This is a genomic window from Aquincola tertiaricarbonis (genome assembly GCF_000969605.1).
Lineage (GTDB): Bacteria > Pseudomonadota > Gammaproteobacteria > Burkholderiales > Burkholderiaceae_C > Aquincola > Aquincola tertiaricarbonis.
In genome coordinates this window covers 76946-103243 of the sequence record NZ_JZUE01000003.1, presented here as the reverse complement: position 1 = coordinate 103243, position 26298 = coordinate 76946, and the positions used below count along the sequence as shown (strand labels likewise).

Here is a 26298-nt window from a genome sequence, read left to right as displayed (position 1 = left end):
CAACGCCTCACGCCGCCAGGCCGCGCGCCAGGGTGGGCACCACCCGGTGCACGAAAGTGAGGAAGGCCGCCACCGGTCCGGCCCCGGCGGCACCGCGTCGCCACACGGCTTCCAGCGCCAGCCTGAGCGGCGCGCCCGCGGCGTCCAGCAGCGGCCTGGCCAACGCCTGGCGGCGCACGTGGAAGCGCGGGATCACCGCGCTGCCCAGGCCCAGATCCACCCAGTCTTCCAGCGCGCCGTAGCTCATCGCGCGACCGGGGTAGGCCTGGATGGGCAGGCCCGCGGCCTCGAACAGGCCGCGGGTGGCGCTGGCCAACCCGCACAGGTCGGCGGTGAGCAGCAGCCGCTCCCGGCTGGCCGCGGGCAGCGTCGCCGCACCGCCTGCACCCAGTGGCGGCTGCGGCGAGCACAGCACCAGCTCGTCCTCCAGCAGCCGGGCGCGACCGCGGGTGCGCAGCCTGCGGAAGCCGCAGCCCACGATCACGTCGAGCTGGCCGGCGTCCAGCCGCTGCTCCAGGTCGGCCACCGACGATTCAAAGAACAGCAGCCGCACGCCCGCATGTCGTTGCTCGAACGGCTCCAGCAGCAGCGCCAGGCGGCCCGCGCCCATCAGCGGCGTGAAGCCGATGCGCAACTCCTGGGGGCCGCGGAAGCCAGCTCGCGGCTTTCCGCCTGCAGCAGCGCCACCGCGCCGACCACCGCGTCGATCCGCGGCAGCAGGCGCTCGCCTTCGGCGGTCAGGCCGAGCTGCCGGCCCGAGCGCAGGAAGAGCCGTGCGCCCAGCACCGCCTCCAGTTCTGCCACCGCAGCCGACACCGTGGGCTGCGACACGCCAGCTTCGCGTGCAGCGGCGCTGAAGGAACGCAGCCGTGCCGCCGCCGAGGCGTAGTGCAGGGCAGGGAGTCCGTAGTGCGCCATTTCTATAGGCCAGGCCAATGGGTTGATAGAAAGTATAGGCATTGCCCCGATTGCTCACCGGATATATCGTTTTGCTATTGCAACCCTTGCAGAAATTCCCATGCGCTACGCCCAGATCTTTCGCTACGTGCTGACCCTGGACCCCGAGCAATACCAGCAACGCTGGGTCGATCCCTACGCCGATGCCATCGCCGGCGTGCCCGGTTTGGAACGCAAGACCTGGATGGCCGACTTCGACACCGGCACTTTCGCCAGCGTGTACATCTGGCAGGACAAGGCCTCGATGGACGCCTTCATGGCCTCCGAGGCGGTGGCCCGCGTGGCGGCCGAACCCTTCCTGAAGGACCTGGAGATCACCGCGCTGCCGGTGCACGAGGGCGCATCGGTCATCACCCGCGGCTGAGGGCCGGCGCGGGTATCCTCGCCCGCATGCAGTCCCCCTCTTCCGCCTCCCACCTCTTCATCGTCACCGGCAGCTCGCGCGGCATGGGCGCCGCCATGGCGCAGCAGCTGCTGCAGGCCGGCCACACCGTGCTCGGCATCGCCCGCGCGGCCAACCCGCAGCTCACGGGCGCCGAGCAGTGGCAGGCCGACCTGGCCCAGCCGCTGGACGTAGCCGCCCGGCTGGAAGCCTGGCTGGCCGCGATGCCGGCCGACCGCTTCGCCAGCGCCTCGCTCATCAACAACGCGGCGCTGCTGAGCACGCCGGGACCGCTGGAAGGCGATGCGCCCGAGGCGCTGTCGGCCGCGCTGCGCGTGGGGCTGGAAGCGCCGCTGCTGCTGTCCGCCGCCTTCCTGCGGTCCACCCGCGGCTGGACCGGCCAGCGCAAGCTGCTCCACATCTCCTCCGGCCTGGGCCGGCGGCCGATGGCCGGCAGCGCCTCGTACTGCGCGGTCAAGGCGGGGCTGGACCACTTCTCCCGCGCGCTGGCGCTGGACGAGGCGCTGCTGCCCAACGGCGCGCGCACCGTGTCGCTGGCCCCGGGCGTGATCGACACCGACATGCAGCGCCAGCTCCGCGGTGGCGACCCGGCCCGCTTCCCCGAGCAGGCCCGCTTCGCCAACCTGGCCGCCACCGGTGCGCTGGATTCGCCCGAAGCCGCGGCGGCCAAGGTGCTGGCCTTCCTCGCCCGGCCCGACTTCGGCAGCGCGCCCGTCGCCGACGTGCGCGAGTGACGGCCGAGCCGCCGCAGGCCACGGCGGCCGACGCGCCGCTGCGGACCTTTCCTTCCTTCATGCGCATGTGGTGGGGCCGCCTGGCCGGCACCATGGCCGCGCAGATGCTGATGGTGGCCCTGGGCTGGCAGATGTACGACACCACCGGCAGCGCCTGGGACCTGGGCCTGGTGGGGCTGGCGCAGTTCCTGCCCGCGCTGCTGCTCACGCTGGTGGTGGGCACGGTGATCGACCGCAGCAACCGTGGCCATGTGCTGGCCGCCTGCCTGGCGCTGCAGGCGCTGGTGGCCGGCGTGCTGGCCGTCGGCACGCTGGGCGGCTGGGTGGGCCGGGAAGCCATCCTGGGCGTGTCGGTGCTGCTGGGCGTGGCGCGCGCCTTCCAGCAGCCGGCGCAGCAGGCGGTGGTGCCTTCGCTGGTGCCGGCCGCTGTGCTGCCGCGGGCGCTGGCCTTCAGCTCGGGCGCGATGCAGGCGGCCATCATCGCCGGCCCGGCGCTGGGCGGCTTCGTCTACGTGGCCGGGGCGGCGGCGGTGTATGGCACCTGCACGGCGCTCTTCGTGCTGGGCGCGGCGCTGGTGCTGTCCATCCGCGGGCTGCGGCGGCCGCCGCTGCGCGAGCCGGTGAACCTGGCGACGCTGCTGGCGGGCTTCCGCTTCATCGCCCAGCGGCCGGTGATCCTGGGCGCCATCTCGCTGGACCTGTTCGCGGTGCTGCTGGGCGGCGCCACGGCGCTGCTGCCCATCTATGCGCGCGACATCCTGCATACCGGGCCCTGGGGCCTGGGCCTGCTGCGCGGCGCACCGGCGGGCGGTGCGCTGCTGGTCTCGCTGCTGCTCACCCGCTGGCCGCTGCGCCACCGGGTAGGCCGGCGCATGTTCGCGGCGGTGGCGGTGTATGGCGTGGCCACCTTCGTCTTCGGCGTGTCCACCCATTTCGGGCTGAGCTTCGCGGCGCTGATGGTGGCCGGCGCGGCCGACATGGTGAGCGTGGTGGTGCGCCAGTCGCTGGTGCAGCTGGACACGCCCGACGAGATGCGCGGCCGCGTGGCCGCCGTCAATTCGGTGTTCATCGGCGCCAGCAACCAGCTGGGCGAGTTCGAGTCCGGCGCCACCGCCGCCTGGCTGGGGCCGGTGGGCTCGGTGGTGCTGGGCAGCGTGGGCACGCTGGCGGTGGTGGCGGTGTGGATGCGGCTGTTCCCGGCGCTGCGCGAGCGGCAGCAGCTGGTGCAGGGCTGAGGCCGCCCCCGCCGCCTCTGCCCAGGGACCCCCCCTAGAATGCCGCGCAATCCGCTGCCCCTCCACCGCACGTCCCGACGATGCCCCCGTTCCGCCGACGCGAAGTTTTGCTGACCGGCCTGGCACTGGCGGCTGCCGTGCCCCGTGCCGCGCAGGCGCTGGAGCCGCCCGCCGGCGAGGTGCTGCTGACCGTGCGCGGCCGGCTGCGCCGCCCCAACCTGCCCCAGCACGCCGGCTTCGACATGGCCATGCTGCGCGGCCTGCCGCAGACCGACATCGTCACCAAGACGCCGTGGTACAGCACGGTGCGGCGCTTCACCGGCCCGCTGGTGCGCGACGTGCTGGGCGCGGCCGGCGCCCGCGGCGAGAAGGTGGTGGCCGTCGCGTTGAACGACTACCGGGTGGAGATCCCGTTCGACGACCTGCTGCGCCACGACGTGGTGCTGGCGGTGCTGATGGACGGCAAGCCGATGCCGGTGCGCGACAAGGGCCCGCTGTTCATCATGTACCCGTTCGACCGCCAGCCCGAGCTGCGCACCGCCGTGTACTTCAGCCGCTGCGCCTGGCAGCTGGTGAGCCTCGAGGTCCGGTGAGCGCCCGCACCGGCGGACCTTCCGCACCGCGCCGCGGCTGGCTCATCGGCGTCGTGGGCGCGGTGCTGGTGGCGGCCTTCGCGCTGGCGGCCACGGTGCAGGTGCACCAGTTCCGCTCGCTCAATTCGGCGGTGCAGTTCCAGGGCGACTACCTGCTGGTCAACTTGAACCAGCTGGAGGTGGAGTTCCTGCGGCTGCAGATGCAGTGGCGCGACGCGGTGCGCCAGCAGCCGCTGGACCGCCATGCGCTGCAGCTGCGCTACGACCTGTTCGTCAGCATGGCCAACCTGCTGGAGACGGAGCGCGCCGCGCGCCTGATCCGCGACCGCGCCGAGTTCGACCGCACGGTGCAGCAGCTGCAGGCCTTCATCGGCGAGGCCGACCGCTTCCTCGGCCCCGAGGCCGCGCTGCCGCTGGATGCCCCGGTGCTGGCTACGCTGCTGCGCACGCTGGATGCGCTGGCCGCGCCCATCCACTCGCTGTCGCTGTCGGCCTCGCACGAGGTGGCGGCCCAGATCGCCTACCGCAACCAGACCGTACGCGAGCACAACATCGTCAGCGTGGCGCTGACGCTGGTGCTGTGCGTCAGCACGCTGGTGTTCGCGCTGATCGCGGTGCGCCAGATGCGCCAGCTGGAGCGCCGCCAGCTGGGCCTGGAGGCGCTGGCGGCGCGGCTGCGCGACGCCCGCCACGAGGCCGAGGCCGCCAGCCAGGCCAAGAGCGTGTTCCTGGCCAACATGAGCCACGAGATCCGCACGCCCTTCCAGGGCCTGCTGGGCATGCTTTCCTTGCTGCGCGAAACCCGGCTCAACCACACGCAGCTGGACTACCTGCGCACGGCCACCGAATCGGCCGACCACCTGCTGGCCATCCTGAACGACATCCTGGACATGTCGAAGCTGGAGTCCGGCACGTTGACGCTGGTGCCCGATTCGGTGCCGCTGGCGCGCCTGCTGCACGACATCGAGGCGCTGATGAAGCCGCAGGCCGCCGCCAAGGGCCTGGCCCTGCGCATCGGCATCGAGCCGGGCCTGCCCGAGCGGGTGACGGCCGATGCCACGCGGGTCAAGCAGGTGCTGTTCAACCTCATCAGCAATGCCATCAAGTTCAGCGACGCGGGCTCGGTGACGGTGAGCGCCGGGCTGTCGCACGGGCAGCTGGCCTTCAGCGTGACCGACACCGGCATCGGCATGGACGACGCCACCATGGCCCGGCTGTTCCAGCGCTTCACCCAGGGCGACACCTCGCGCTCGCGCCGCCACGGCGGCACCGGCCTGGGGCTGGAAATCTCGCGCAACCTGGCGCGGCTGATGGGCGGCGACATCCGCGTGAGCAGCCGCGCCGGCCAGGGCAGCACCTTCGTCTTCGTGCTGCCGCTCAAGCCGGCGGCCGATGCCGGCTCCGCCAGCGCGCTGCCTGCCGCCGACGTCACCGTGCCGCGCATGCCCGGGCTGAAGGTGCTGGTGGCCGAGGACCATGCGGTCAACCGCAAGTACCTGGAAGCGCTGCTGGGCGGACTGGGCCACGAGGTCACCTTCGCCACCAACGGGCACGAGGCGGTGCGTGCCGCCCAGGCCCGGCCCTATGACGTGGTGCTGATGGACCTGCACCTGCCGGAGCTGGACGGCGTGGGCGCCACCCTGGCCATCCGCGAGCTGCCGGGCGAAGCCGGCCGCATGCCCATCGTCGCCCTCACCGCCGATGCCTTCGCGGAAACGCGCGAGCGCTGCCTGGCCGCCGGCATGACCGCCTTCCTCACCAAGCCGGTGGAGGCGCGCCAGCTGGCGGCCACGCTGGCCGCGGTGGTGGGCCTGCGCCCGGCCGCCGGTTCGCCGGACCTGCCGCAGCCGGAGCTGCAGCTGCAGACACCTTCGGCGCCGCCGCCCGGGCTGCTCAACCGCGAGGTGCTCGACAGCGTGGTGGCCCTGATGACGCGCGAGCGCTTCGCTACGCTGGCCGACGGCTTCCTGCAGGAATGCGCCGCCGGCCTGCCGCGGCTGCTGCAGGCCGCCCGCGAGGGCGACGTGGCGACGCTGGGCGCCAGCCTGCACGGCACCAAGGGCGCGGCCCTCAACCTGGGCCTGCAGCGGCTGGCCGACACCGCCCAGGCGGTGCGCGAGCTGGCCCCGCAGGCCGACGTGCCGGCGCTGCTGGCGCGGCTGGAGGAATTCGAGTCGGTGCGCCGTGCCACGACCGACGCGCTGCGGCAGCTGGGCCTGCTGCCCGCGCCGGCCGGCGTCAGATGATCAGCGGCTCGGGCTCCAGTCGGATGCCGAAGCGGCCGTAGACGCTTTCCTGGATGGCGCGGGCCAGCGTCACCACCTCGGCGCCGCTCGCGCCGCCGCGGTTGACCAGCACCAGCGCCTGCTTCTCATAGACGCCGGCGCGGCCCACCGTCTTGCCCTTCCAGCCGCAGGCATCGATCAGCCAGCCTGCGGCCAGCTTCACCGAGCCGTCGGGCAGCGGGTAATGCACGATCTCCGGGTCGCGGCCGATGATGTCCCGGCACTGCTCCATCGTCACCACCGGGTTCTTGAAGAAGCTGCCGGCATTGCCCACCTCGCGCCAGTCGGGCAGCTTGCCGCGGCGGATATCGCACACCCAGTCGAACACCGTGCGCGCATCGGGCGCGGTGTTGCCCGTCTCCTGCATGCGCCGCTCCAGCTCCAGGTAGCCCAGCACCGGCTGCCACGGTCGCGGCAGGCGGAAGCGCACGTGGGTGATGACGCTCTTGCCGGCCAGGCCGCCGAAGCCTTCCTGCTTGAACACGCTGTCGCGGTAGCCGAAGGCGCAGGTGCGCGCGTCCAGCGTCACGCTGCGACCGGTGACCAGGTCCACGGTGCTCAGCGACTCGAAGCGGTCCTTCAGCTCCACGCCGTAGGCACCGATGTTCTGCACCGGCGAGGCGCCCACGGTGCCCGGGATCAGCGCCAGGTTCTCCAGCCCCGGAAAGCCGTTGTCCAGCGTCCAGGCCACGAACTCGTGCCAGGGCTCGCCGGCGCCGGCCTCGACGATGAAGGCATCGTCGCGCGCTTCCACCAGTCGGCGGCCGCGCACGTCCATCTTCAGCACCACCGGCGCCACGTCGCGGGTAAAGACCATGTTGCTGCCACCGCCCAGCACCAGCTTGGGCGCGCGGCCGTACTCCGGGTGGTCGACCACGCGGCGCACGTCCAGCGCGCTGTGGATGTGCACCAGGGTGCGCGCCACCGCCGGCAGCCCGAAGGTGTTGTGGGCACGCAGGCTTGCGTCGCGCTCGATCTGTAGGGCCGGGGCCAGGCGTTGCATGGCAGAATTTTCGCCGATTCCCCCGTAAGCCTCGGCTTACTGCCTTTTTCTCCAGACCCGGGTGCATTCATGCCGAGCTTCGACACCGTTCTAGAACCCAACCTCGTCGAGGTCCGCAACGCCGTCGACCAGGCGGGCAAGGAGATCACCACCCGCTTCGACTTCAAGGGCTCGAGCGCCAGGGTGGAGCTGCAGGACAAGGGCACCGACAAGAGCATCACGCTGTACGGCGACAGCGACTTCCAGATCGGCCAGGTGAAGGACGTGCTGGTCGGCAAGCTCAGCAAGCGCAACGTGGATGCGCGCTTCATCGACGACAGCGCCAAGATCGAGAAGATCGGCGGCGACAAGGTCAAGCAGGTGCTGGTGCTCAAGGCCGGCATCGACAGCGAGATGGGCAAGAAGATCCAGGGCCTGATCAAGCAGAGCAAGCTCAAGGTGCAGGCCGCCATCCAGGGCGACACCGTGCGCGTCACCGGCGCCAAGCGCGACGACCTGCAGGCCGCCATGGCCCTCATCAAGAAGGACGTGGACGTGCCGCTGTCCTTCAACAACTTCCGCGACTGATGCGCCGCTGCGCCGCGTTGCTGCTGGCCGGCGCCCTGGGCGCGCTGCCGGTGGCGGCGCAGCAGGTGTCGCTCAACGGCAGCATGGGCGACCGCGCCGCGCTGCTGGTGATCGACGGCCAGCCCCGCACGCTCACCGTGGGCAGCAGCCATGGCGGCGTCAAGCTGCTGTCGGTGGCGCCGGATGGCGCGCGGGTGGAGGTGGGTGGCGCGCAGCTGCTGCTGCGCATCGGCGCCGCGCCGGTGAACCTGGGCGGTGCGGCGGCCGCCCGCGGCGACAACGACGTGGTGCTCACCGCCGGGCCGGGCGGGCACTTCATGTCGGGCGGCCAGATCAACGGCAAGACGGTGCAGTTCATGGTGGACACCGGCGCCAGCGTGGTGGCGCTGTCGCAGGCCGAGGCCGAGCGCATCGGCCTGGACTACAAGCGCGGCGCCCGCGGCATGACGCAGACGGCCAACGGCGCGGTGCCGGTGCACCTGGTCACGCTGACCTCGGTGCGCCTGGGCGGCGCCGAGGTGTACCAGGTGCCCGCGGTGGTGCTGCCCGAGCAGATGCCCTTCGTGCTGCTGGGCAACAGCTTCCTCAGCCGCTTCCAGATGAAGCAGGTGAACGACACGCTGCGGCTCGAGAAGAAGCCCTGACCCTTGGGGCGGCCCGGCAGTACCGGCGGATCAGCCGCTGGTGGACAGCAGCTTCTGCGCCGTCTGCTCCTGGCGCTCGCTGGTCTGGATCATCTTCATCTGCTGCTCGAACTGCCGGCCGGCGGAGATCATGGCCACCATGGTTTCCACCGCGCTGACGTTGGAGCCTTCCAGCGCGCCGTCCTGCAGCCGCGCATTGGGGTCGGCGTCCAGCGGATCGGGGCCGGCACGGAACAGGCCGTCGTCGCCGCGCGTCATCGGCGCCTCGGGCGTCACCAGCTTCAGCCGGCCCACCTGCACCTCGGCCTGGCCGGGTGCCTTGGCGGTGACGTTGCCGTCCGGCGAGATGCGCACCTCGCTGTTCGGCGGCACCGTCAGCGGGCCGCCGTCGCCCATCACGGTCAGGCCGGCCTGGGTGGTCAGCGTGCCTTCGGCATTCACGTCCAGGTTGCCGGCGCGGGTGTAGGCCTCGGTGCCGTCCAGGCCCTGCACCGCCAGCCAGGCGTTGCCCTTCATGGCCACGTCCAGCCCGCGGCCCGTGGCCTGCACCGCGCCGGGCAGCTGGTTGTAGCCCACGGTGGACTCCAGTGCGAAGGCGCGCGTGGTGGCGCCGTCGCCGCGGATGGGCACCGCGCGGAAGGCCTGCAGCTCGGCTCGGAAGCCGGTGGTGGTGGCATTGGCCAGGTTGTGCGAAAGCACGTCCTGCCGCTGCATCGACGCCTTGGCGCCCGACATCGACAGGTAGATCATGCGGTCCATCGCGGGCCTCCTTCAGTGCGCTGGCGGCGGGTGGTCAACGCAGGTTGACCAGCGTCTGCAGCACTTGGTCCTGCGTCTTGATGGTCTGTGCATTGGCCTGGTAGATGCGCTGCGCGGTGATCATGTTCACCAGCTCGCCGGTCAGGTCCACGTTCGATTCTTCCAGCGCACCGGCCTGCAGCGCGCCCATGGTGCCTTCGCCCGGCACGTTCACGATGGGATCGCCCGACGCAAAAGTGCGTGCCCACAGGTTGCCGCCCAGCGGCTGCAGGCCCTGCGTGTTGCGGAAGTTGGCCAGCTCGATGCGGCCCACCGGCTTGCTCTCGCCGTTGGAGTAGCGCGCCATCACGATGCCGCTGTCCTCCACCGCGATGCCCGACAGCGTGCCCGCGGCATAGCCGTCCTGCTTGAGGTCGGTGACGCGGAAGCCCGAGCCGTACTGCGTGGACTGGGTCAGGTCCAGCTGGATGCCGGTGATCGGCAGCGTGGGCGCGCCGGCCACGTTGGTGGAAGCGGGAATGTCCACCGTGATCGGGCCCACCGGGCTGGTGACGCTGCCGCCGTTGGTGGTGAAGCTCATCGTCGTCACCGGCAGCGGCGCCGCGTCGGTACCGGCCACGGTGGTGCCGTTGGCGGTGGCGAACACGTTCCAGGTGTCGGCAGGCGAGGCCGCCTTCTGGAAGTAGTAGGTCATCGCCACTTCCTGGCCCTTGGCGTCGTACAGGGTCTGCGAGGTGGCGTTGTTGTAGGTGGTGGCGTCGCTGAAGTCGATGGCCGCGCCGGTGGTGGGCGCGGTGGCGCCCAGGCGGGCATCCAGGTTCATCTCCAGGTCGATGGTGGTGGAGGGCTGCGGGCTGATGCCGGCGGTGGGCAGCTTCAGCGGCTGGGCCAGGCCGGGCTGGATGACGCCCGCGCCATCGGCCGGGTAGCCCATCAGGTTCAGCTTCTCGTTGTTGACGATGTTGCCGTCACGGTCCACCTTGAACTGGCCGTTGCGGGTGTACATGGTGGGGTTGCGGCCATCGCTCACCTGGAAGAAGCCACCGCCGTTGATGGACAGGTCCATCGCGTTCTCGGTGCTGGTGATGTTGCCCTGCGTGAACTGCTGGGCCACGGTCTGCAGGTTCACGCCGATGCCGATGTTGTTGGCGCCGGTGCCGTTGAGCGCGGTGGCGTACATGTCGGCGAATTCGGCGCGCGAGGTCTTGGCGCCGAAGGTGTTGGCATTGGCGATGTTGTTGCCGATGACGTCGAGGTTCTTGCTGCTGGCGTTCAGGCCCGACAGGCCTTGCTGGAAACTCATGATGCGGTCCTGTGGATGAAGTGCGTCAGTTGAAGGACTTGATGTCGGTGTACTTGACCGTGCCGCTGCTGCGCAGCTCCAGCTGCAGCGTGTCGCCGGTGGTCACGGCGTCCACCTTGTCGCGCATCAGCGGCGTGGCCGTCACGTCGCCGGCGCCGTTCTTGGCCACGATGCGGAAGCTGGCGCCGTTGGAGGCGGACACGCCGGCCGATGGCTTCCAGTCGAAGCTGTGGCGGCCGGTGGTCTGCGCGCCCAGGTCCATGGTGTCGATCACCTGGCCGCTGCCGGACAGCACCTCCACCTTCACCGAGCTGGCGGCGCCGCCCAGGTCGAAGCCGCCCTGACGCACGCCGGCCTCGTTGGTGGAGAGCTTGTTGCCGGACACGATGACGTCGGTGCCCACCAGCGTGGCGCCCTGCAGCGCCTGCATCTGCACGAACTGCGCATTCAGGCCGCCCACGGTGGTGTTGAGCTTCTCCACGCCGGTGACGGTGCTGATCTGCGCCATCTGGCTGGTCACCTGGGCGTTGTCCATCGGATTCAACGGATCCTGGTTCTGCATTTGCGCCACCAGCAGCTTGAGGAAGCGGTCGCTGGGGTCGGTGGCCTCCGCGGTGGCGGTGCCGGTGTAGTTGAAGCCGTTGCCCGTGAGGGAAACGCCGGCGACGGGCGTGGTGGTGCTGCTCATGCGGGTCGGGCCTCAGGTTCAGCCGTTGCCCATCTGCAGCGTCTTCTGCAGCAGGGTCTTGGCCGTGTTCATCACTTCGATGTTGTTCTGGTAGGAGCGCGAGGCCGAGATCATGTTGACGATCTCCTCCACCGCATTCACGTTGCTGTAGGTCACGTAGCCGTCGGCATCGGCGCTGGGGTTCTTGGGGTCGTGCACGCGGCGGCCCGGGGTGTCGGACTCGGTGACGGTGGACACCCGCACGCCGGCCGCCGAGGCCACGCCGTCGGGCGGCAGCGACCCGCCGCCGACGGTGCCGACGCGCATGCGGCCGCCGCCCAGCTGCGCACCTTGCGCGCCCATCAGCTCGGTCTGGAACACCACCTGGCGCGCCTTGTAGGCGGTGCCGTCGGGCCCGGCCACGGTGTCCACGTTGGCCAGGTTGGAGGCCACGGTGTTCAACCGCTGGCTCTGCGCGCTGACCGCGCTGCCGGACACGTTGAAGATCTGGAACATGCTCACGTCTGCCCCCGGTTCGTCGAATACGCCGAACCACCCCCCGAGGGGGTCCGGGCCGGCTTGGGAGCGGCCCGGCGCTCGGCCCGGAACGTCTGCCCCCGGTTCGTCGAATACGCCGAACCACCCCCCGAGGGGGTCCGGGCCGGCTTGGGAGCGGCCCGGCGCTCGGCCCGCTGCCTGGCTTCAGCCGTCGTCATGCCGCCTGGCCTTTAATGGCGTCGAGCATGGAGCGCACGCTGCCGTTGATGAAGCGCAGCGAGGCCTCGTACTTCAGCGTGTTGTCCACGAAGCTGGCCCGCTCGCGGTCCATGTCCACGGTGTTGCGGTCCAGGTTGGTCTGCGAAGGCGCGGCATACCGCTGCTCGGCACCGGCCGGGCCGAGGCTGCCGATGCCCACCGGCAGGTGGCCGGCCGACGTGGTGGTGAGCTGCGATGCCGGGCTGCGCTGGCCCACCGCGTTGCGCAGGGCCTGCGAGAAGTCCATCTCACGCGCCACATAACCCGGCGTGTCCGCATTGGCGATGTTGCTGGCGATCATCTGCTGGCGCTCCGACCGCAGCTGCAGGGCCTGCGTCTGGAAGTTCAGCGTGTCGGTAAGGCGTTCGATCATCGAAGGTCCCCTGGGCAGGGTCTGCCGGGATGGCGGCCATTGTCGGCAGCACCCCCCGCCACAACAGTGCAAATAGCAGGGTGTTCGGCAGCTACTTCGCTGCCTGCCGGCGCCCTGGCGCGGCCTACATTGGCTGCCGTGGACACCTCCCCCAGCACCCCCCGCACCGCTGCCGCCCGGCCCCTGGCCGACGGCCGTCGCGCGCCGGCCATGGTGCTGTGGCTGCTGGCCGGCCTGATGGCGCTGCTGGCCCATGCCGGCGTGCAGGCCCAGACCGAAGCCGCCACGCCGCGCGGCGTGGACGCGGCCCTGGCCCGCCAGGTGCGCGAGCTGGCCCAGGCGGCCTCGCGCGCGGCCGTGCCCGGCATGCGGGTGGAGATCGAGCTGGGTGAACTGGACCCGCGCCTGAAACTCGCCCCCTGCCAGCAGGTGGAGCCTTATCTGCCCTCCGGCACGCGGCTGTGGGGAAAGGCCCGCATCGGCCTGCGCTGCCTGCAGGGCGCCACGCGCTGGAACGTGTTCCTGCCGGTGACGGTGCAGGTGTTCGCGCCGTCCCTCGTGGCCACGCGGGCCCTGGCCACCGGCGCCAGCGTGCAGGCCGACGATTTCGTGATGGCCGAGACGGACATCGCCGCCGACCCCTCCCCCGCCATCCGCCTGCCGGCCCTGGTCGCCGGCCGCACCCTGGCCCGGCCGCTGGCCGCCGGCGAGCCGCTGCACCAGCGCGACCTGCGCGCCCGCCAGTGGTTCGCCGCCGGCGAGACGGTGCGCGTCGTGGCGCAGGGCCAGGGCTACAGCGTGGCCGGCGAAGCGCTGGCCATGTCGCCGGGCATCGAAGGCCAGGCGGTCCGCATACGCACCGAATCCGGGCGCATCCTCAGCGGCGTGGCCGTGGCCGAGCGTCAGGTGGAAATCGCCCTGTGAACAAAAACTTCTCCGCCAGCCCTAAAGTCCCGTCAGCAGCCACCGATACAACGACCATGTTGAAAAGGCGGCCCCTCCCCGCTGTCAGGAGCACACCATGAAGATCGGTTCCCTCGAGAACGCGCCGCTGACCCCGGTGGCCGGTGACCGCACCGCCGCTCCCGCAGCCAAGCCCGAGAAAGCCGCGACGCCGGAAGCCAGCACGCAGGTCACCCTGTCGTCGGCCGCCACGTCGCTGGGCGACAGCAGCGCCGAGTTCGATGCGGCCAAGGTCGAGCGCATCTCCAACGCCATCCGCGAAGGCAAGTTCCAGGTCAACCCGGAAGCCATCGCGGACAAGCTGATTTCCAACGCCCAGGAACTGCTGAGCCGCCGCGGCTCGCATTGATCCCGTCCGCCCTCACCGGCGGACCGAGTTCCACAGGGCGCTGCCGGCGCACGTCATCGGGCGTGCGCGGCAGCGCCCAGTTTCATCCACGCCCTGCAGCACCCACCTCGCCATGCTGAACCCTGCCACCGCCGCCGGCGCCTCGTCGAAGAGCCAGGACCTGGAGGTCGCGCTCGCCGCGGTGGAGCTGCACCTCAGCAGCCTCGGGCAGGCGCTGCAAGACAGCAATGCCAGCGCCATCGAGGTGCAGGCCACCGAGCTGCACCGCTCGCTGGCCACGGCGGTGAACCGCTTCGCCCAGGCCGCGCGCCAGGGCGGTGTGCCGCCGGCCCTGCGCCAGCGCCTGGCGCAGGCCAGCGGCCGGGTGGCGGCGCAGCGCGAAAGCCTGGCCCGCGCCACCGCCGCGCTGGACCGGGCCATCGATGCGCTGATGCCTGGCCAGATCACGGCCGCCAACGGCCTGTACGGCTCGGGCGGCACCGCCGACCGCGGCCCGTCGTCGGGCGTCATCCAGGCCTGAAGCCTGCGCGCCGGCGTGGCCGGTGCCTCAGTCGTCCGCCGTCGTCGGCCCGGGCTGCTGCTGCATCAGCTGCACCGTGGCATGCACCAGGTCGGCGATCAGTTCCTCGTCCAGCGGCTGGCTGTAGCGCCACTTGAGGTGACGCAGCCCGCGGCCGGTGCCCTCCAGCATCGGGAATCGACCCACCAGCGCCGCGCCGCGGAACACCTGCAGGTGCACATGGCTCTTGTAGGGCGCGATGGCCAGCGCATGGAAGTGGTGCACCGTGAAGATCAGGTTGCCCCATTTCACCGCCTGCCCCAGTGAAGGCGCCGCCCGCAGCACCAGCGTCTGCAGCGCACGCGCGCTGGGCTGCTGCTGCGGCGGCAGCATGTCGAACCAGGCTTCGATCAGGGCGGCGGAGCGCACCAGGTGACGCATGGGGGCTTCCGGAGGGGGCCTAGAGGTTGCGCGTGTCGAAGGTGTTGCAGTCGTTCATGTTGCCGGCGGCCAGGCCGCGGCGGAACCAGGCCACCCGCTGCGCGCTGGTGCCGTGGGTGAAGGTCTCGGGCACCACGGTGCCGCCGGACTGCTTCTGCAGGGTGTCGTCGCCGATGCGCGAGGCGGCATTCATCGCCTCCTCCAGGTCGCCCTGCTCCAGCCAGCCCTTGCCCTGCTGGGAATCGTGCGCCCACACGCCGGCCAGGCAATCGGCCTGCAGCTCGATGCGCACCGACATCTGGTTCATCTGCGCTTCCGGCACCTTGCCGCGCATCGCATCCACCTTGCCGGTGATGCCCAGCAGGTTCTGCACATGGTGGCCCACCTCGTGGGCGATGACGTAGGCCTGGGCGAAGTCGCCGGGCGCGCCCAGGCGCTGGCGCAGGGTGTCGAAGAAGCCGAGGTCGATGTAGACCTTCTGGTCGCCCGGGCAGTAGAACGGCCCCATGGCCGACTGGCCGGTGCCGCAGGCGGTGCGCACCGCGCCGCGGAACAGCACCAGCCGCGGTTCCTGGTAGGTGGCGCCGCCGCGCTGCATCTGCGCGTGCCACACCCGCTCGGTGTCGGCCAGCACGGTGGAGACGAAGGCGGCCTCGCGGTCGGTAGGCGGGGGCGCGGTGGCCGGCGCGTTCTGGCTGGTGGGCGCCTGGCCGCCGCCTTCCATCAGGCCCAGCAGCGTCAAGGGGTTGATGCCGAAGATCCAGCCCGCCACCAGCGCGATGGCCACGCTGCCCAAGCCGATGCTGCCGCCGCCCAGGCCGATGCCCCGCCCGCCGCCGCCGCCGCGCCGGTCCTCGACGTTGCTGCTCTGCTGCTCGCCTTCCCACTTCATTGCCGCCTCCTGACGTTGTTGGTCGGATGCTGCGGCAAGGCCGATGCCTAGGCCTTCGGCAGCGTGACGCCGCGCTGGCCCTGGTACTTGCCGCCGCGATCCTTGTAGCTGGTCTCGCAGACCTCGTCGCTCTCGAAGAACAGCACCTGGGCACAGCCCTCGCCCGCGTAGATCTTGGCCGGCAGCGGCGTGGTGTTGCTGAACTCCAGTGTCACGTAGCCTTCCCACTCGGGCTCGAACGGGGTGACGTTGACGATGATGCCGCAACGGGCATAGGTGCTCTTGCCCAGGCAGATGGTGAGCACGTTGCGCGGGATGCGGAAGTACTCCACCGTGCGCGCCAGCGCGAAGCTGTTGGGCGGGATGATGCAGACGTCGCCCTGGAAGTCCACGAAGCTCTTCTCGTCGAAATTCTTCGGGTCGACGATGGTGGAGTTGATGTTGGTGAAGATCTTGAATTCGGGGGCGCAGCGGATGTCGTAGCCGTAGCTGCTGGTGCCATAGCTGACGATGCGGTGGCCGTCGGCCGCGGTACGCACCTGCGCCGGCTCGAACGGCTCGATCATGCCGGTCTCTTCGGCCATGCGGCGAATCCAACGGTCGCTCTTGATGCTCATGCGGGGGCTGCTCCAGGTGATGGCGCGGATTGTAGGCAGCGGCCTCCCGTGCCCGACCGGCTAGCGCCGCTGCCGGCGCAGGCCGTCGATCCAGCGCAGCAGCGGCTGCGTCAGCTCCACCTCCAGCGGCCGGCGCAGCAGATGGGCGATGCCCACGCCCACCGCCGCCACCGGCGCCGCGGCCAGCACGTCGGTGGGGAATTGCAGCCCCGCGTACACCTGGGCCCAGCCCACCACCAGGCCCAGCGGCAGCATCAGCGCACCCAGCCAGGGCCAGGCCGGGCGCAGCGTGAGCGCGCCCAGGGCCAGTGCCCACAGCACCGTCACCTGCACGCTGGGAAAGCCCGAAGGCAGCAGCGCATGGAAGTACTGGTGGCCCAGTGCCAGGTCGCCCGGCCGCGGCTGGCGCAGCAGCAGCGACACCACCACCGCCAGCAGCGCAGACAGCACCGCGCCGTGCACCAGCCGCGCCATCGCCCGGCGCAGCCCCACCGGCCCCAGCACCAGGGTGGCCGCCACCGCCAGCAGCGTCATCCACGCCACATGGCCGGACAGCAGGCGCACCAGCAGCAGCCAGCCGCCGTGCAGGCCCTCCGGCGCGTTGAACACTTCGAACAGATCACGGTCCGACATGCAGCCACCTCGCTCCTAGTTCACGAACCCGGTAGCGGACAGGGGGGACGCAGGGAAGTTCCGCTGCACGCCCGCGCTACCACTGCTATCGTCATCGTCAATCCCTCACGCACACGAATTGCAGGAGACAGCCGTCATGCGCAAGGCCAACGATCTCTTGGTGCAGTACGCCACCTACCACCGCGACCGCCGCAACATCGCCACCCATTTCGTCGGCATCCCGCTGATCGTCTTCGCCGTGGGCGTGCTGCTGGCGCGCCCCGAGCTGGGCACCGGCACGCTGGCGCTCACGCCCGCCTGGATCGCCTGGGGCCTGGCCACCCTGTGGTACCTGACGCGCGGGCAGCTGGCGGTGGGCATCGCCGTCAGCCTGCTGAACGCGCTGCTGCTGGCGCTGGGCCACACGCTGGCCGGCGGCAGCGTGGCGCAGTGGCTGGGCTGGGGCATCGGCAGCTTCCTCCTGGGTTGGCTGATCCAGTTCGTGGGGCACTACTACGAAGGCCGCAAGCCTGCTTTCGTGGACGACCTGAGCGGGCTGCTGATCGGACCGATGTTCGTCGCCGCCGAACTGCTGTTCGCGATGGGCTATTGCCGCCAGCTGCTGTCGGACATCGAGCGCCGCGCCGGCCCCACGGTGCTGCGCGACCTGCACAGCCCCGCATGAATCGCGCCGGGCTTTTCGCGGCCACGGCCGCCGCCTGCGGCCTGATGCTGGCCTGCAGCGCCGCCCCGGTGGCCAAGCCGCCGCCGCTCAGCCCGCCCGGCAATGCGGAGAAGCAGTTGCTGATCGAGGCGATCGGCAGCGCCGCCTGCACCAGCGACGAGCAATGCCACACCATGGCGGTGGGCCGCAAGGCCTGCGGCGGGCCGCAGGCCTGGCTACCGTGGTCATCGCAGGTGACCGACGGCATCCAGCTGCAGGCGCTGGCCGACCGCTACACACAGGCGCAAACGCCGGCCGCGGCGGGCGACGGCCGTGCCTCCACCTGCTCCGTGGTGCCCGATCCTGGTGCGGCCTGCATGGCGGGCCGCTGCGGCCTGCGCACCGGACTGCCGCTCAAGTAAGCGATCGGTTACTGAAAAGTTCCAGACTTCAAGGGTCACCCCCAAGAACTAGGGGGGTCGGCTGGCGTGAAATATGTGACAACTGTGCGTCCTTTCGTTTCGCATCCGTAGCGAAAGGCTAAGCAGTCGTTCTTCTCACCCAGAAGGGACCCATCGATGAAGTGTTCGATCCTGGCTGCCGCCGCCTTGGCCGCGGCGCTGAGCTTCACCCAGGGCGCCGCCGCCCTGACATGGAACGAGATCGACGCCGGCGAGGTGCCGGTGTCGGCTGAAATCCCGCTGGGCAGCCCCGGCGCGGCGTTGACCGGCATCACCGGCCGGCTGGACGTGGTGGCCTTGCTCGACAACACCTTCGCCTACCAGGTGGACCTGTTCGGCATCCGCATCACCGACGCCGCCACGTTCAGCGCCACCGCGACGGCAGGCTCCGACGACACCGCGCTCTTCCTGTTCGACATGGACGGGTTCGGCGTCTACGCCAGCGACGACACGGCCAGCGGCCTGAATCCTACGCTGACGCCCTATAGCGGACTGAGCAACGGCCTGTATTACCTCGGCGTCGCCCAAGGCGGCTTCTCGGCCCGCGACGGCCTGGGCGAAGACCTGTTCGTGCAGCCCGCCGGCCTGACCGAACTGGCGTACGGCAACCCGGCCAGTGGCCCGCTGGATTCCTGGCTGGACGGCTTTGGGGCCAATGCCGATTCGTCGCTCGGCTACACCATCACGCTCACCGGCGCCAGCGTGACCCCCGTGCCGGAGCCTTCCGCCGCGCTGATGCTGGCGCTGGGCCTGGGCGGCCTGGTCGCGTTGCGCCGCCGCCAGCGCCACACCGCCCGCTCAGCACACCACGCCGGTTGACAGCCGCACCCGCGGCGCGGGCCCAAGAGGCCTTCGCCGGCTTTGCAACGTCGCTCCTCTACACATCGGAGATCGCATGCAGACAACTCCTCGCGCCTTGAAGGCGCTGGGCCTGGCGCTTTGTGCGCTGCTGGGCCTGCAGCCCGCCGCGCAGGCCCAGACCGCGGCCGGCACCCATGCCCAGGCGCTGCGGCTGCCCGCCGCCGTCACCGCGGCCAGCCCCACCCGCCTGGCCGCGCAGCGCGGCCAGGTGCAGGTGGTGGTGCGCCTGACCGACGCGCCCCTGGCCGTGGCCCTGGGCCCCAATGCCAAGCAGGGCCTGGGCACCATGGGCCTGGCGCAGCGCCAGGCCTACATGGCCAGCCTGAAGGGCAAGCAGGACGCGCTGATGGGCCAGATCCGCGGCCTGGGCGGCGCCGAGCTGGCCCGCGTGAGCAAGAGCTACAACGCGCTGGTGGTGTCGGTGCCCGCCACGCGGCTGCCGCAGATCGCCCGCCTGGCCGGCGTGACCGGCGTGCTGCCGGTGCCGGACAGCCGCCGCTCGCTGGGCGAGACGGTGCCCTACGTGGGCGCCAAGGCGTTGCAGGACCTGGGCGTCACCGGCGCCGGCAAGCGCATCGCCGTGCTGGACAGCGGCGTGGACTACACCCACCGCAACCTGGGCGGCGCCGGCACCGCCGCCGCCTTCGCCGCAGCCGCCAACAACCCGACGGTGGTCACGCCCGGGGTGTTTCCCACCGCCAAGGTGATCGGCGGCTACGACTTCGTGGGCGAGACCTGGCCCAACGGCGCGCTGGCGCCCGACCCCAACCCAATCGACGCCGGCAGCGACGCCGGCCACGGCACCCACGTGGCGGACATCGCCGCCGGCGCCAGCACCGACGGCAAGCACAAGGGCATGGCGCCCGGCGCCAGCATCTACGCGGTCAAGGTGTGCAGCAGCGTCAGCACCAGCTGCAGCGGCGTGGCCACGCTGGCCGGGCTGGACTGGGCGATGGACCCCAACGGCGACCTCGACTTCTCCGACGCCGCCGACGTGATCAACCTCTCGCTGGGTGCGGACTACGGCCAGCGCGAGGACTCCAGCTCGCAGGCGGTCAGCAACCTGGTGCGGTTCGGCATCGTGGTGGTGGCGGCGGCCGGCAATGCGGCCGACCGGCCGTACATCGTCAGCTCCTCCTCCACCGCGCCGGAAGCCATCAGCGTGGCGCAGACGGCCGTGCCCTCGGCCGGTGCCATCGCACTGGTGGTCAATGCACCGGCGTCCATCGCCGGCACCTACGGCAACACCAACACCGTGGAATGGGCGCCGGTGACCAGCGGCTTCAGCGGCCTGCTGGCCTATGGCAGCACCGCCGACGCGCGGCTGTCCTGCACCCCGCAGACCACGCCCGACTTCACCGGCAAGGTGGCGCTGATCGACCGCGGCAGCTGCAACATCAGCACCAAGGTGGCCAATGCCTCGGCCAAGGGCGCCCTCGGCGTGCTGCTGGCCAACAACGCGCCGGGCGAGGCCCCCACCTTCAGCTCCGGCGGCGAGACCAACCTGGTGCAGACGCTGGTCATCGGCCAGGAAGTGGGCGCGCGCCTGAAGTCGGCGCTGGCCTCCGGCGTGACGGTGACCGTCAGCCGCAGCAACCTCATCCCGCTGGTGGGCAGCATGGCCAGCACCTCGGCCCGCGGGCCGTCGTACAGCTATGGCGCCATCAAGCCGGAGATCGGCGCGCCGGGTGCCTCCGTCTCGGCGGTCTACGGCACCGGCACCGGCACCGAGAGCTTCGGCGGCACCTCCGGCGCCACGCCGATGGTGGCCGGCGCGGCCGCGCTGCTGCTGCAGAAGTTCCCGGCCGCCACGCCGGTGGAGATCAAGGCGCGGCTGATGAACGGCGCCAATGCCGAGGTCTACACCAACCCCGCCACGCTGCCCGGCGTGCTGGCGCCGGTGTCGCGCATCGGTGCCGGCGAGCTGCGCGTGGACAAGAGCGCCACGCTCACCACCGGCGTGTGGGATGCCACCAACCCGTACAGCGTGGGCCTGTCGTTCGGCGTGGTGCGGGCCACCGGCATCAGCAAGATCAGCCGCAAGGTGGCGGTGCGCAACTACAGCAACTCCGCCCGCACCTATGCCATCCAGCGCAGCTTCCGCTATGCGGCCGACGAGGCGCGCGGCGCGGTCACGCTGGCCGCGCCGGCCAGCATCACGGTGCCGGCCAACGCCACGGCGGCCTTCGTGCTGACGCTGACGCTGGACGCCGGCAAGCTGCCCGCCTGGAACCTGGGCTTCGCAGGAAACCAGGGCAACGGCGCCCTGCTGGGCGACGTGGAGTTCGATGGCTACGTCACGCTGAGCGACTCGGCCGGCACCGTCTCGGTGCCGTGGCACATCCTGCCGCACAAGGCGGCCAACGTGCTGCCGTCCACCACCTCGGTGGCGCTGGAAGGCGAGAGCAGCGGCCTGCTGGGCGTGAGCAACGTGGGTGGCGCCGCGCCGGGCTACACCGACGTGTTCGCGCTCACCGGCATCAGCCCGCAGATCAGCGTGGTGCAGGCGCCGGCCGGGGGCGAGGTGGCCCTGATCGACCTGAAGGCCACCGGCGTGCGGCTGGTGGACGTGGGCGTGCCGGCACTGCAGTTCGCCATCACCACCTTCGGCCGCCGGGCACATCCCGCCTATCCGGCGGAGTTCGATGTGTACGTGGATGTGAACGGCGACGGCGTGGACGACGCGGTGATCTACACGGCGGAGAACGGTGGCTTCGGCACCAGCGGGCAGACGCTGGTGTACGCCCAGCGGCTGAACCCCGACGGCAGCAACCAGGGACAGGCGGTGGCGAACTTCTACCTGGACGCCGACCTCGACTCCAGCAATGCGGTGCTCACCGTGCTGGCGTCCGACCTGGGCGTGACCAACCTGAACAGCCGCATCCGCTTCGACGTGCTGGCCTTCGACAACTACTACAGCGGCGCGCTCACCGACGTGGTGGTGGGCAACACCTACATCCCGGCGCGACCCAAGTACAGCGTGGGCCTGGACGCCTTCACCCTCCCGGCGGGCCGCAGCGGTGCGCTGACGGTGACCCGGACGCCGGGCGTGGCCGCCGACGCCCATGGCCAGAGCGGCCTGCTGATGCTGCACTGGGACGCCCGGGCCGGCCGCGAGGCCGACCTGGTGCAGGTGGCGCCGTAAGGCGCCCCGGCCTCTCCAGGATCAGGTGGTCTTGGAGATGGTGATGGTGGGGAACTTGGCCGAGAAGTCCTTGGCCTTGCGCGCCACCGTCACCGCCACCTGGCGGGCCACGGCCCTGTACAGGCCGGCCACCTCGCTGTCGGGTTCGGCCACCACGGTGGGCCGGCCCGAGTCGGCCTGCTCGCGGATGCTGAGCTTGAGCGGCAGGCCGCCCAGATAGTCCACCTGGTACTCGGCCGCCATCCTGCGGCCGCCTTCGGCGCCGAAAATGTGCTCGGCATGGCCGCAGTTCGAGCACACATGCACCGCCATGTTCTCGACGATGCCCAGGATGGGCACGCCGACCTTCTCGAACATCTTCAGCCCCTTGCGCGCATCCAGCAGCGCAATGTCCTGCGGCGTGGTGACGATGACCGCGCCCGTCAGCGGCACGCGCTGGCACAGGCTGAGCTGGATGTCGCCGGTGCCCGGGGGCATGTCGACGATGAGGTAGTCGAGGTTCTTCCAGTTGGTCTGGCGCAGCAGCTGGTCCAGCGCCTGCGTGACCATGGGGCCGCGCCAGATCATGGCCTGGTCGGGCTCCACCAGGAAGCCGATGGACATCACCTGCACGCCGTGGCCCACCAGCGGCTCCATCGTCTTGCCGTCGTGGCTTTCGGGCTTGCCCTGCACGCCCATCATCATCGGCTGGCTGGGGCCGTAGATGTCGGCGTCCAGCAGGCCCACGGTGGCGCCCTCGGCGGCCAGCGCCAGCGCGATGTTGGCCGCGGTGGTGCTCTTGCCCACGCCGCCCTTGCCGGAGGCCACGGCGATCACGTTCTTCACGCCGGGCAGCAGCTGAACGCCGCGCTGCACCGCGTGCGCCACGATCACGCTGCTGAGGTTGACGCTGGCGTTCTCCACGCCCGGCACGCTGCGCGCGGCCGCCACCAGCGCCTTGCGCAGCGCCGGAAACTGGCTTTGCGCCGGGTAGCCGAGCTGCACGTCGAAGGCCACGTCGCCGCCGTCGATGCGCAGGTTGCGCAGCTGCCGGGTGGTAACGAAGTCTTCGCCGGTGTTCGGGTCGACGACGGTCTGGAGGGCTGCAAGCAGCGCGGCTTCGGTGGGGCTGGACATGGTGGGCAGTCTAACGAAGGCCGCCCGGCCGGCTCGCCGCAGGGCCGGGCCGACGCCACCGGGTATGGCGGCTGCTTACAAGTGCGGCGCCGGGCGCGCATATCCTCCGCCCCGTTTGTTTGACTACCGCATTCCGCATGGACGACAAGACCACCCGCCTCGACCGACGCCACTTCATCACCGCCGCCGGCAGCGCGCTGGGCCTGGCCGCCCTGGGCCTGCCCCCGCAGGCGCTGGCCGCCACCGGCCTGCGGCTGGGGCCGCGCAAGCCGTTCTCGTTCGATGCGCTGGTGGCCCGTGCCGAAGCCATGGCCCGCCAGGCGCCCACGCCGGTGGTGAACCTGCCGCGCGAGGTGCTGGAGCGCATCGACTACGAAGCGCACGGCAAGCTCAAGTTCGACACCGGCAGCGCGCTGTTCAAGGACGGCCCGGGCCCGTTCCCGGTCACCTTCTTCCACATGGGCCGCTTCTTCCAGACGCCGGTGCACATGCATGTGCTGGAGAAGCAGGGCGAAGCCTTCGGCGCGCGCGAGATCCTGTATTCGCCGCAGTACTTCGAGATGCCGGCCGACAGCCCGGCGCGCGAGCTGCCCGAAGGCGCGGGCTTCGCCGGCTTCCGCTTCCAGGAAAGCCGGCTGGGCGACCAGGCCAAGCTCGACTGGAAGTCCAACGACTGGGTGGCCTTCCTGGGCGCCAGCTACTTCCGCGCCATCGGCGAGCTGTACCAGTACGGCCTGTCGGCCCGCGGCGTGGCCATCAACCCGGCGGTGCCGGGGCAGGACGAGGAGTTCCCGTCCTTCACCCATTTCTGGTTCGAGCCGCCGGCCGAAGGCAGCACCAGCGTGACGGTGCATGCGCTGCTGGAGGGCCCCAGCATCACCGGCGCCTACCGCTTCGTGATGAAGCGCGAGGCCGCGGTCATCATGGACATCGATGCGCGCCTGTTCCTGCGCAAGGACGTGGCCCGGCTGGGCCTGGCGCCGCTGACCTCGATGTACTGGTACTCCGAGACGGTCAAGCCCACCGCCATCGACTGGCGGCCGGAGGTGCACGATTCCGACGGCCTGGCGATGTGGAACGGCGCCGGCGAGCGCATCTGGCGCCCGCTGAACAATCCCGGCGGCACCACCGCCTCGGCCTTTGCCGACAACAACCCGCGCGGCTTCGGCCTGTGGCAGCGCGACCGCAACTTCGACCACTACCTGGACGGCGTGATGTACGACCGCCGCCCCGGCCTGTGGGTGGAGCCGCTGGGCAGCGCCTGGGGCGAAGGCGAGGTGCAGCTGATCGAGATCCCGACCGACGACGAGATCCACGACAACACCGTGGCGATGTGGGTGCCGCGCCAGCCTGCACGCGCCGGCAGCCGCTACGACCTGCGCTACCGCCTGCACTGGACCGACAAGGAGCCCTATCCCACGCCGCTGGCCCACTGCACCGGCACGCGGCTGGGCCGTGGCGGCCAGCCAGGGCAGCCGCGGCCGGCGGGCGTGCGCAAGTTCATGGTGGAGTTCATGGGCGGGCCGCTGAAGGACCTGCCCTTCGGCGTCAAGCCCGAGGCGGTGCTGTCGGCCGCCAGCGGCCGGTTCTCGTACGTGTTCACCGAAGCCGTGCCCGATGGCGTGCCCGGCCATTGGCGCGCGCAGTTCGACTTCACCGCCGAAGGCACGCAGCCGGTGGACATCCGGCTGTACCTGCGCAACGGCGAGCAGACGCTGTCCGAGACCTGGCTCTACCAGTACCACCCCTTCTGACGTCCGCCGGCCGCGCCCTGGGCACTGGCGTTGCCAATGCCAGGCCATGTCACACGACAAGGCCTTCATGCAACGCAGGACCGTGCTCGGCGCCGCTGGTGCGGCCGCGCTTTCGATGCTTTCGCCCGCAGCCCGCGCGGCGGGCCTGAAGCCGCTGGGCAAGGCGCAGGCCTTCGACTACGCCTGGCTCAAGGGCGCCGCGCGCGACCTGGCCGGCAAGCCCTACAGGCCGCACGGGCAGGACTTGCCGGCCGACGTGGCCGCGCTGGACTGGGACCAGTACCAGGCCATCACCTTCAAGCCCGACCATGCGCTGTGGGCCGATGAATCGCTGCGCTTCCAGGTCAAGCTGTTCCACCTGGGCCTGTTCTTCAAACGGCCGGTGCGCATGTTCGAGGTACGCGGCGGCCAGGCCCAGGAGCTGGCCTACGACCCCGCGATGTTCGACTACGGCAAGAGCGGCCTGAATGGCGCGAAGCAGCCGCCCGACCTGGGCTTCGCAGGCTTCCGGCTGAACTTCGACACCAACTTCAAGCTGGACATGGCCGCCTTCCTCGGCGCCAGCTACTTCCGCGCCGTGGGCGCCAGCAAGCAGTACGGCCTGTCGGCCCGCGGCCTGGCGATCGACACCGCGATGGGGCGGCCAGAGGAGTTTCCCGACTTCACCGACTTCTTCCTGGAGCGGCCCGATCCCAAGTCCGGCACGCTGGTGGTCTACGCGATGCTGGATTCGCCCAGCGTGGCCGGCGCCTACCGCTTTGCCATCGCGCCCGGCGACACCACGGTGATGGACGTGGATGCCGCGCTGTACCCGCGCAAGCCGATCGAGCGGCTGGGCATCGCGCCCTGTACCAGCATGTACCAGACCGGCGAGAACGACCGCCGCATGGCCAACGACTGGCGGCCCGAGATCCATGATTCCGACGGCCTGGCGATGCACACCGGCGGCGGCGAATGGATCTGGCGGCCGCTGACCAATCCGCGCCACCTGGCCTTCAACGCCTTCGCCGACCGGCAGCCGCGCGGCTTCGGCCTGCTGCAGCGCGACCGCGACTTCAACCACTACCAGGACGACGGAGTGTTCTACGACCGCCGGCCCAGCCTGTGGGTGGAGCCCAAGGGCGACTGGGGCGCCGGCTCAATGCAGCTGGTGGAGATCCCGACGGTGGACGAGACCTTCGACAACATCGTCGCCTTCTGGAACCCGGCCACGCCGCTGGTGCCGGCGCAGGAGGCGCTGTTCGCCTACCGGCTGCACTGGGGCGCCGAGGCGCCGGTGCAGCCGCCGCTGGCGCGCTGCGTGGCCACGCGCACCGGTCTCGGCGGCGTGGTGGGCAAGCCGCGGCCGTATTTCTCGTGGCGCTTCGCCATCGACTTCGCAGGTGGCGAGCTGGCCCGGCTGCCCGTGGGCGCCAGGGTGGAGCCGGTGATCAGCCTGAGCCGCGGCAAGGCCGAGATCACCTCGGCCCGGCCGCTGGACGCGGTCAAGGGCTACCGCGCCATGTTCGACCTGGTGCCGCCGGACGACAGCACCGAGCAGATCACCGTGCGCCTGTACCTGCGCAGCGGCGACAAGGCACTCACCGAGACCTGGCTGTACCAGTGGCAGCCACCGCCGCCCGCGGAGCGGGCGGTGGGGTGAGGC

29 protein-coding genes are annotated in these 26298 nt (G+C 70.9%); 16 read left to right on the top strand and 13 right to left on the bottom strand.

Features of this window, described 5'->3' with window-relative positions; all coding sequences use genetic code 11:
• Positions 1–7: 7 nt before the first annotated feature.
• Positions 8–634 (bottom strand): substrate-binding domain-containing protein, encoded by a 627-nt coding sequence (locus VO99_RS04600; protein WP_046111646.1) that lies wholly within the window; start codon positions 632–634, stop codon positions 8–10.
• Complete coding sequence (locus tag VO99_RS04595) at positions 610–918, bottom strand: LysR family transcriptional regulator (protein ID WP_046111645.1); 309 nt, start codon at positions 916–918, stop codon at positions 610–612. The genes VO99_RS04600 and VO99_RS04595 overlap by 25 nt, the downstream gene beginning before the upstream one ends.
• A gap of 100 nt (positions 919–1018) precedes the next feature.
• On the opposite strand from VO99_RS04595, the gene VO99_RS28595 reads away from it, so the two are divergent.
• From VO99_RS28595 to VO99_RS04570, 5 genes are all read left to right on the top strand, one after another.
• Positions 1019–1321, top strand: a complete 303-nt coding sequence (locus tag VO99_RS28595; RefSeq protein WP_052736085.1) for a YdhR family protein — start codon at positions 1019–1021, stop codon at positions 1319–1321.
• Positions 1322–1347: 26 nt separating this feature from the next.
• Positions 1348–2094: an SDR family NAD(P)-dependent oxidoreductase gene (locus VO99_RS04585; protein WP_046111644.1), complete on the top strand. Its 747-nt coding sequence runs from the start codon at positions 1348–1350 to the stop codon at positions 2092–2094.
• 59 nt (positions 2095–2153) lie between these two features.
• Positions 2154–3329 (top strand): MFS transporter, encoded by a 1176-nt coding sequence (locus VO99_RS04580; protein ID WP_046111847.1) that lies wholly within the window; start codon positions 2154–2156, stop codon positions 3327–3329.
• A gap of 80 nt (positions 3330–3409) precedes the next feature.
• On the top strand, positions 3410–3922 hold the full coding sequence (locus tag VO99_RS04575) for a putative pterin-binding protein (RefSeq protein WP_046111643.1): 513 nt from the start codon (positions 3410–3412) through the stop codon (positions 3920–3922).
• Positions 3919–6168, top strand: a complete 2250-nt coding sequence (locus tag VO99_RS04570; protein WP_046111642.1) for an ATP-binding protein — start codon at positions 3919–3921, stop codon at positions 6166–6168. Before VO99_RS04575 ends, VO99_RS04570 begins: the two co-directional genes overlap by 4 nt.
• On the opposite strand, the gene murB is transcribed toward VO99_RS04570, so the two are convergent.
• Entirely contained in the window at positions 6161–7210 is a 1050-nt protein-coding gene (gene murB, locus VO99_RS04565; RefSeq protein WP_046111641.1) for a UDP-N-acetylmuramate dehydrogenase, read from the bottom strand. The two genes, VO99_RS04570 and murB, sit on opposite strands and share 8 nt — an antisense overlap.
• A gap of 69 nt (positions 7211–7279) precedes the next feature.
• On the opposite strand from murB, the gene VO99_RS04560 reads away from it, so the two are divergent.
• Positions 7280–7777 (top strand): YajQ family cyclic di-GMP-binding protein, encoded by a 498-nt coding sequence (locus VO99_RS04560; RefSeq protein WP_046111640.1) that lies wholly within the window; start codon positions 7280–7282, stop codon positions 7775–7777.
• On the top strand, positions 7777–8421 hold the full coding sequence (locus VO99_RS04555; RefSeq protein ID WP_046111639.1) for a retropepsin-like aspartic protease family protein: 645 nt from the start codon (positions 7777–7779) through the stop codon (positions 8419–8421). Before VO99_RS04560 ends, VO99_RS04555 begins: the two co-directional genes overlap by 1 nt.
• Before the next feature lie 30 nt (positions 8422–8451).
• On the opposite strand, the gene flgF is transcribed toward VO99_RS04555, so the two are convergent.
• The 5 genes from flgF to flgB all read right to left on the bottom strand — a co-directional run bounded on the left by flgF (position 8452) and on the right by flgB (position 12279).
• Complete coding sequence (gene flgF / locus VO99_RS04550; RefSeq protein ID WP_046111638.1) at positions 8452–9180, bottom strand: flagellar basal-body rod protein FlgF; 729 nt, start codon at positions 9178–9180, stop codon at positions 8452–8454.
• Between the two features lie 34 nt (positions 9181–9214).
• The gene (gene flgE, locus VO99_RS04545; protein ID WP_046111637.1) at positions 9215–10483 is read right to left on the bottom strand and encodes a flagellar hook protein FlgE; all 1269 of its coding nucleotides are present in this window, start codon (positions 10481–10483) and stop codon (positions 9215–9217) included.
• 25 nt (positions 10484–10508) lie between these two features.
• Positions 10509–11171 (bottom strand): flagellar hook assembly protein FlgD, encoded by a 663-nt coding sequence (locus tag VO99_RS04540; protein WP_046111636.1) that lies wholly within the window; start codon positions 11169–11171, stop codon positions 10509–10511.
• Positions 11172–11189: 18 nt separating this feature from the next.
• Positions 11190–11672, bottom strand: coding sequence for a flagellar basal body rod protein FlgC (gene flgC / locus VO99_RS04535; protein WP_046111635.1), 483 nt, complete (start codon positions 11670–11672; stop codon positions 11190–11192).
• Between the two features lie 190 nt (positions 11673–11862).
• Positions 11863–12279 carry a flagellar basal body rod protein FlgB gene (gene flgB, locus VO99_RS04530; protein WP_046111634.1) on the bottom strand — a complete coding sequence of 139 codons (417 nt, stop codon included), beginning with the start codon at positions 12277–12279 and terminating at the stop codon, positions 11863–11865.
• 138 nt (positions 12280–12417) lie between these two features.
• On the opposite strand from flgB, the gene flgA reads away from it, so the two are divergent.
• From flgA to VO99_RS04515, 3 genes are all read left to right on the top strand, one after another.
• Positions 12418–13203: a flagellar basal body P-ring formation chaperone FlgA gene (gene flgA, locus VO99_RS04525; protein WP_232315263.1), complete on the top strand. Its 786-nt coding sequence runs from the start codon at positions 12418–12420 to the stop codon at positions 13201–13203.
• 97 nt (positions 13204–13300) lie between these two features.
• On the top strand, positions 13301–13591 hold the full coding sequence (flgM, locus tag VO99_RS04520; protein WP_046111633.1) for a flagellar biosynthesis anti-sigma factor FlgM: 291 nt from the start codon (positions 13301–13303) through the stop codon (positions 13589–13591).
• A gap of 112 nt (positions 13592–13703) precedes the next feature.
• Positions 13704–14111 carry a hypothetical protein gene (locus VO99_RS04515; protein ID WP_046111632.1) on the top strand — a complete coding sequence of 136 codons (408 nt, stop codon included), beginning with the start codon at positions 13704–13706 and terminating at the stop codon, positions 14109–14111.
• A 27-nt stretch (positions 14112–14138) separates the two neighbouring features.
• On the opposite strand, the gene VO99_RS04510 is transcribed toward VO99_RS04515, so the two are convergent.
• The 4 genes from VO99_RS04510 to VO99_RS28590 are packed head-to-tail and all read right to left on the bottom strand — an operon-like array spanning position 14139 to position 16673.
• A complete protein-coding gene (locus VO99_RS04510) occupies positions 14139–14531 on the bottom strand; it encodes a DUF1801 domain-containing protein (RefSeq protein ID WP_046111631.1) in 393 nt (130 codons plus the stop codon).
• Between the two features lie 19 nt (positions 14532–14550).
• Entirely contained in the window at positions 14551–15423 is an 873-nt protein-coding gene (ypfJ, locus tag VO99_RS04505; protein ID WP_046111630.1) for a KPN_02809 family neutral zinc metallopeptidase, read from the bottom strand.
• A gap of 47 nt (positions 15424–15470) precedes the next feature.
• Positions 15471–16040, bottom strand: a complete 570-nt coding sequence (gene dcd / locus VO99_RS04500; RefSeq protein ID WP_046111629.1) for a dCTP deaminase — start codon at positions 16038–16040, stop codon at positions 15471–15473.
• A gap of 60 nt (positions 16041–16100) precedes the next feature.
• Positions 16101–16673: a phosphatase PAP2 family protein gene (locus VO99_RS28590; protein ID WP_052736084.1), complete on the bottom strand. Its 573-nt coding sequence runs from the start codon at positions 16671–16673 to the stop codon at positions 16101–16103.
• A gap of 136 nt (positions 16674–16809) precedes the next feature.
• Here VO99_RS28590 and VO99_RS04490 point away from each other — a divergent pair, with 136 nt between their 5' ends.
• The 4 genes from VO99_RS04490 (at position 16810) to VO99_RS04475 (ending at position 21783) form a co-directional block, all read left to right on the top strand.
• Positions 16810–17337, top strand: a complete 528-nt coding sequence (locus VO99_RS04490; protein WP_046111628.1) for an Mpo1 family 2-hydroxy fatty acid dioxygenase — start codon at positions 16810–16812, stop codon at positions 17335–17337.
• Positions 17334–17738, top strand: a complete 405-nt coding sequence (locus tag VO99_RS04485) for a hypothetical protein (RefSeq protein WP_046111627.1) — start codon at positions 17334–17336, stop codon at positions 17736–17738. Before VO99_RS04490 ends, VO99_RS04485 begins: the two co-directional genes overlap by 4 nt.
• Positions 17739–17894: 156 nt before the next feature.
• Entirely contained in the window at positions 17895–18596 is a 702-nt protein-coding gene (locus VO99_RS04480) for a PEP-CTERM sorting domain-containing protein (RefSeq protein ID WP_046111626.1), read from the top strand.
• Positions 18597–18672: 76 nt separating this feature from the next.
• On the top strand, positions 18673–21783 hold the full coding sequence (locus VO99_RS04475) for a DUF8811 domain-containing protein (protein ID WP_046111625.1): 3111 nt from the start codon (positions 18673–18675) through the stop codon (positions 21781–21783).
• A 21-nt stretch (positions 21784–21804) separates the two neighbouring features.
• Here VO99_RS04475 and apbC read toward each other — a convergent pair whose 3' ends face one another.
• Positions 21805–22899: an iron-sulfur cluster carrier protein ApbC gene (gene apbC, locus VO99_RS04470; protein WP_046111624.1), complete on the bottom strand. Its 1095-nt coding sequence runs from the start codon at positions 22897–22899 to the stop codon at positions 21805–21807.
• A 137-nt stretch (positions 22900–23036) separates the two neighbouring features.
• Here apbC and VO99_RS04465 point away from each other — a divergent pair, with 137 nt between their 5' ends.
• Positions 23037–24653: an OpgD/OpgG family glucan biosynthesis protein gene (locus VO99_RS04465; protein WP_046111623.1), complete on the top strand. Its 1617-nt coding sequence runs from the start codon at positions 23037–23039 to the stop codon at positions 24651–24653.
• 67 nt (positions 24654–24720) lie between these two features.
• Positions 24721–26295 carry an OpgD/OpgG family glucan biosynthesis protein gene (locus VO99_RS04460; RefSeq protein WP_046111844.1) on the top strand — a complete coding sequence of 525 codons (1575 nt, stop codon included), beginning with the start codon at positions 24721–24723 and terminating at the stop codon, positions 26293–26295.
• Positions 26296–26298 lie beyond the last annotated feature (3 nt).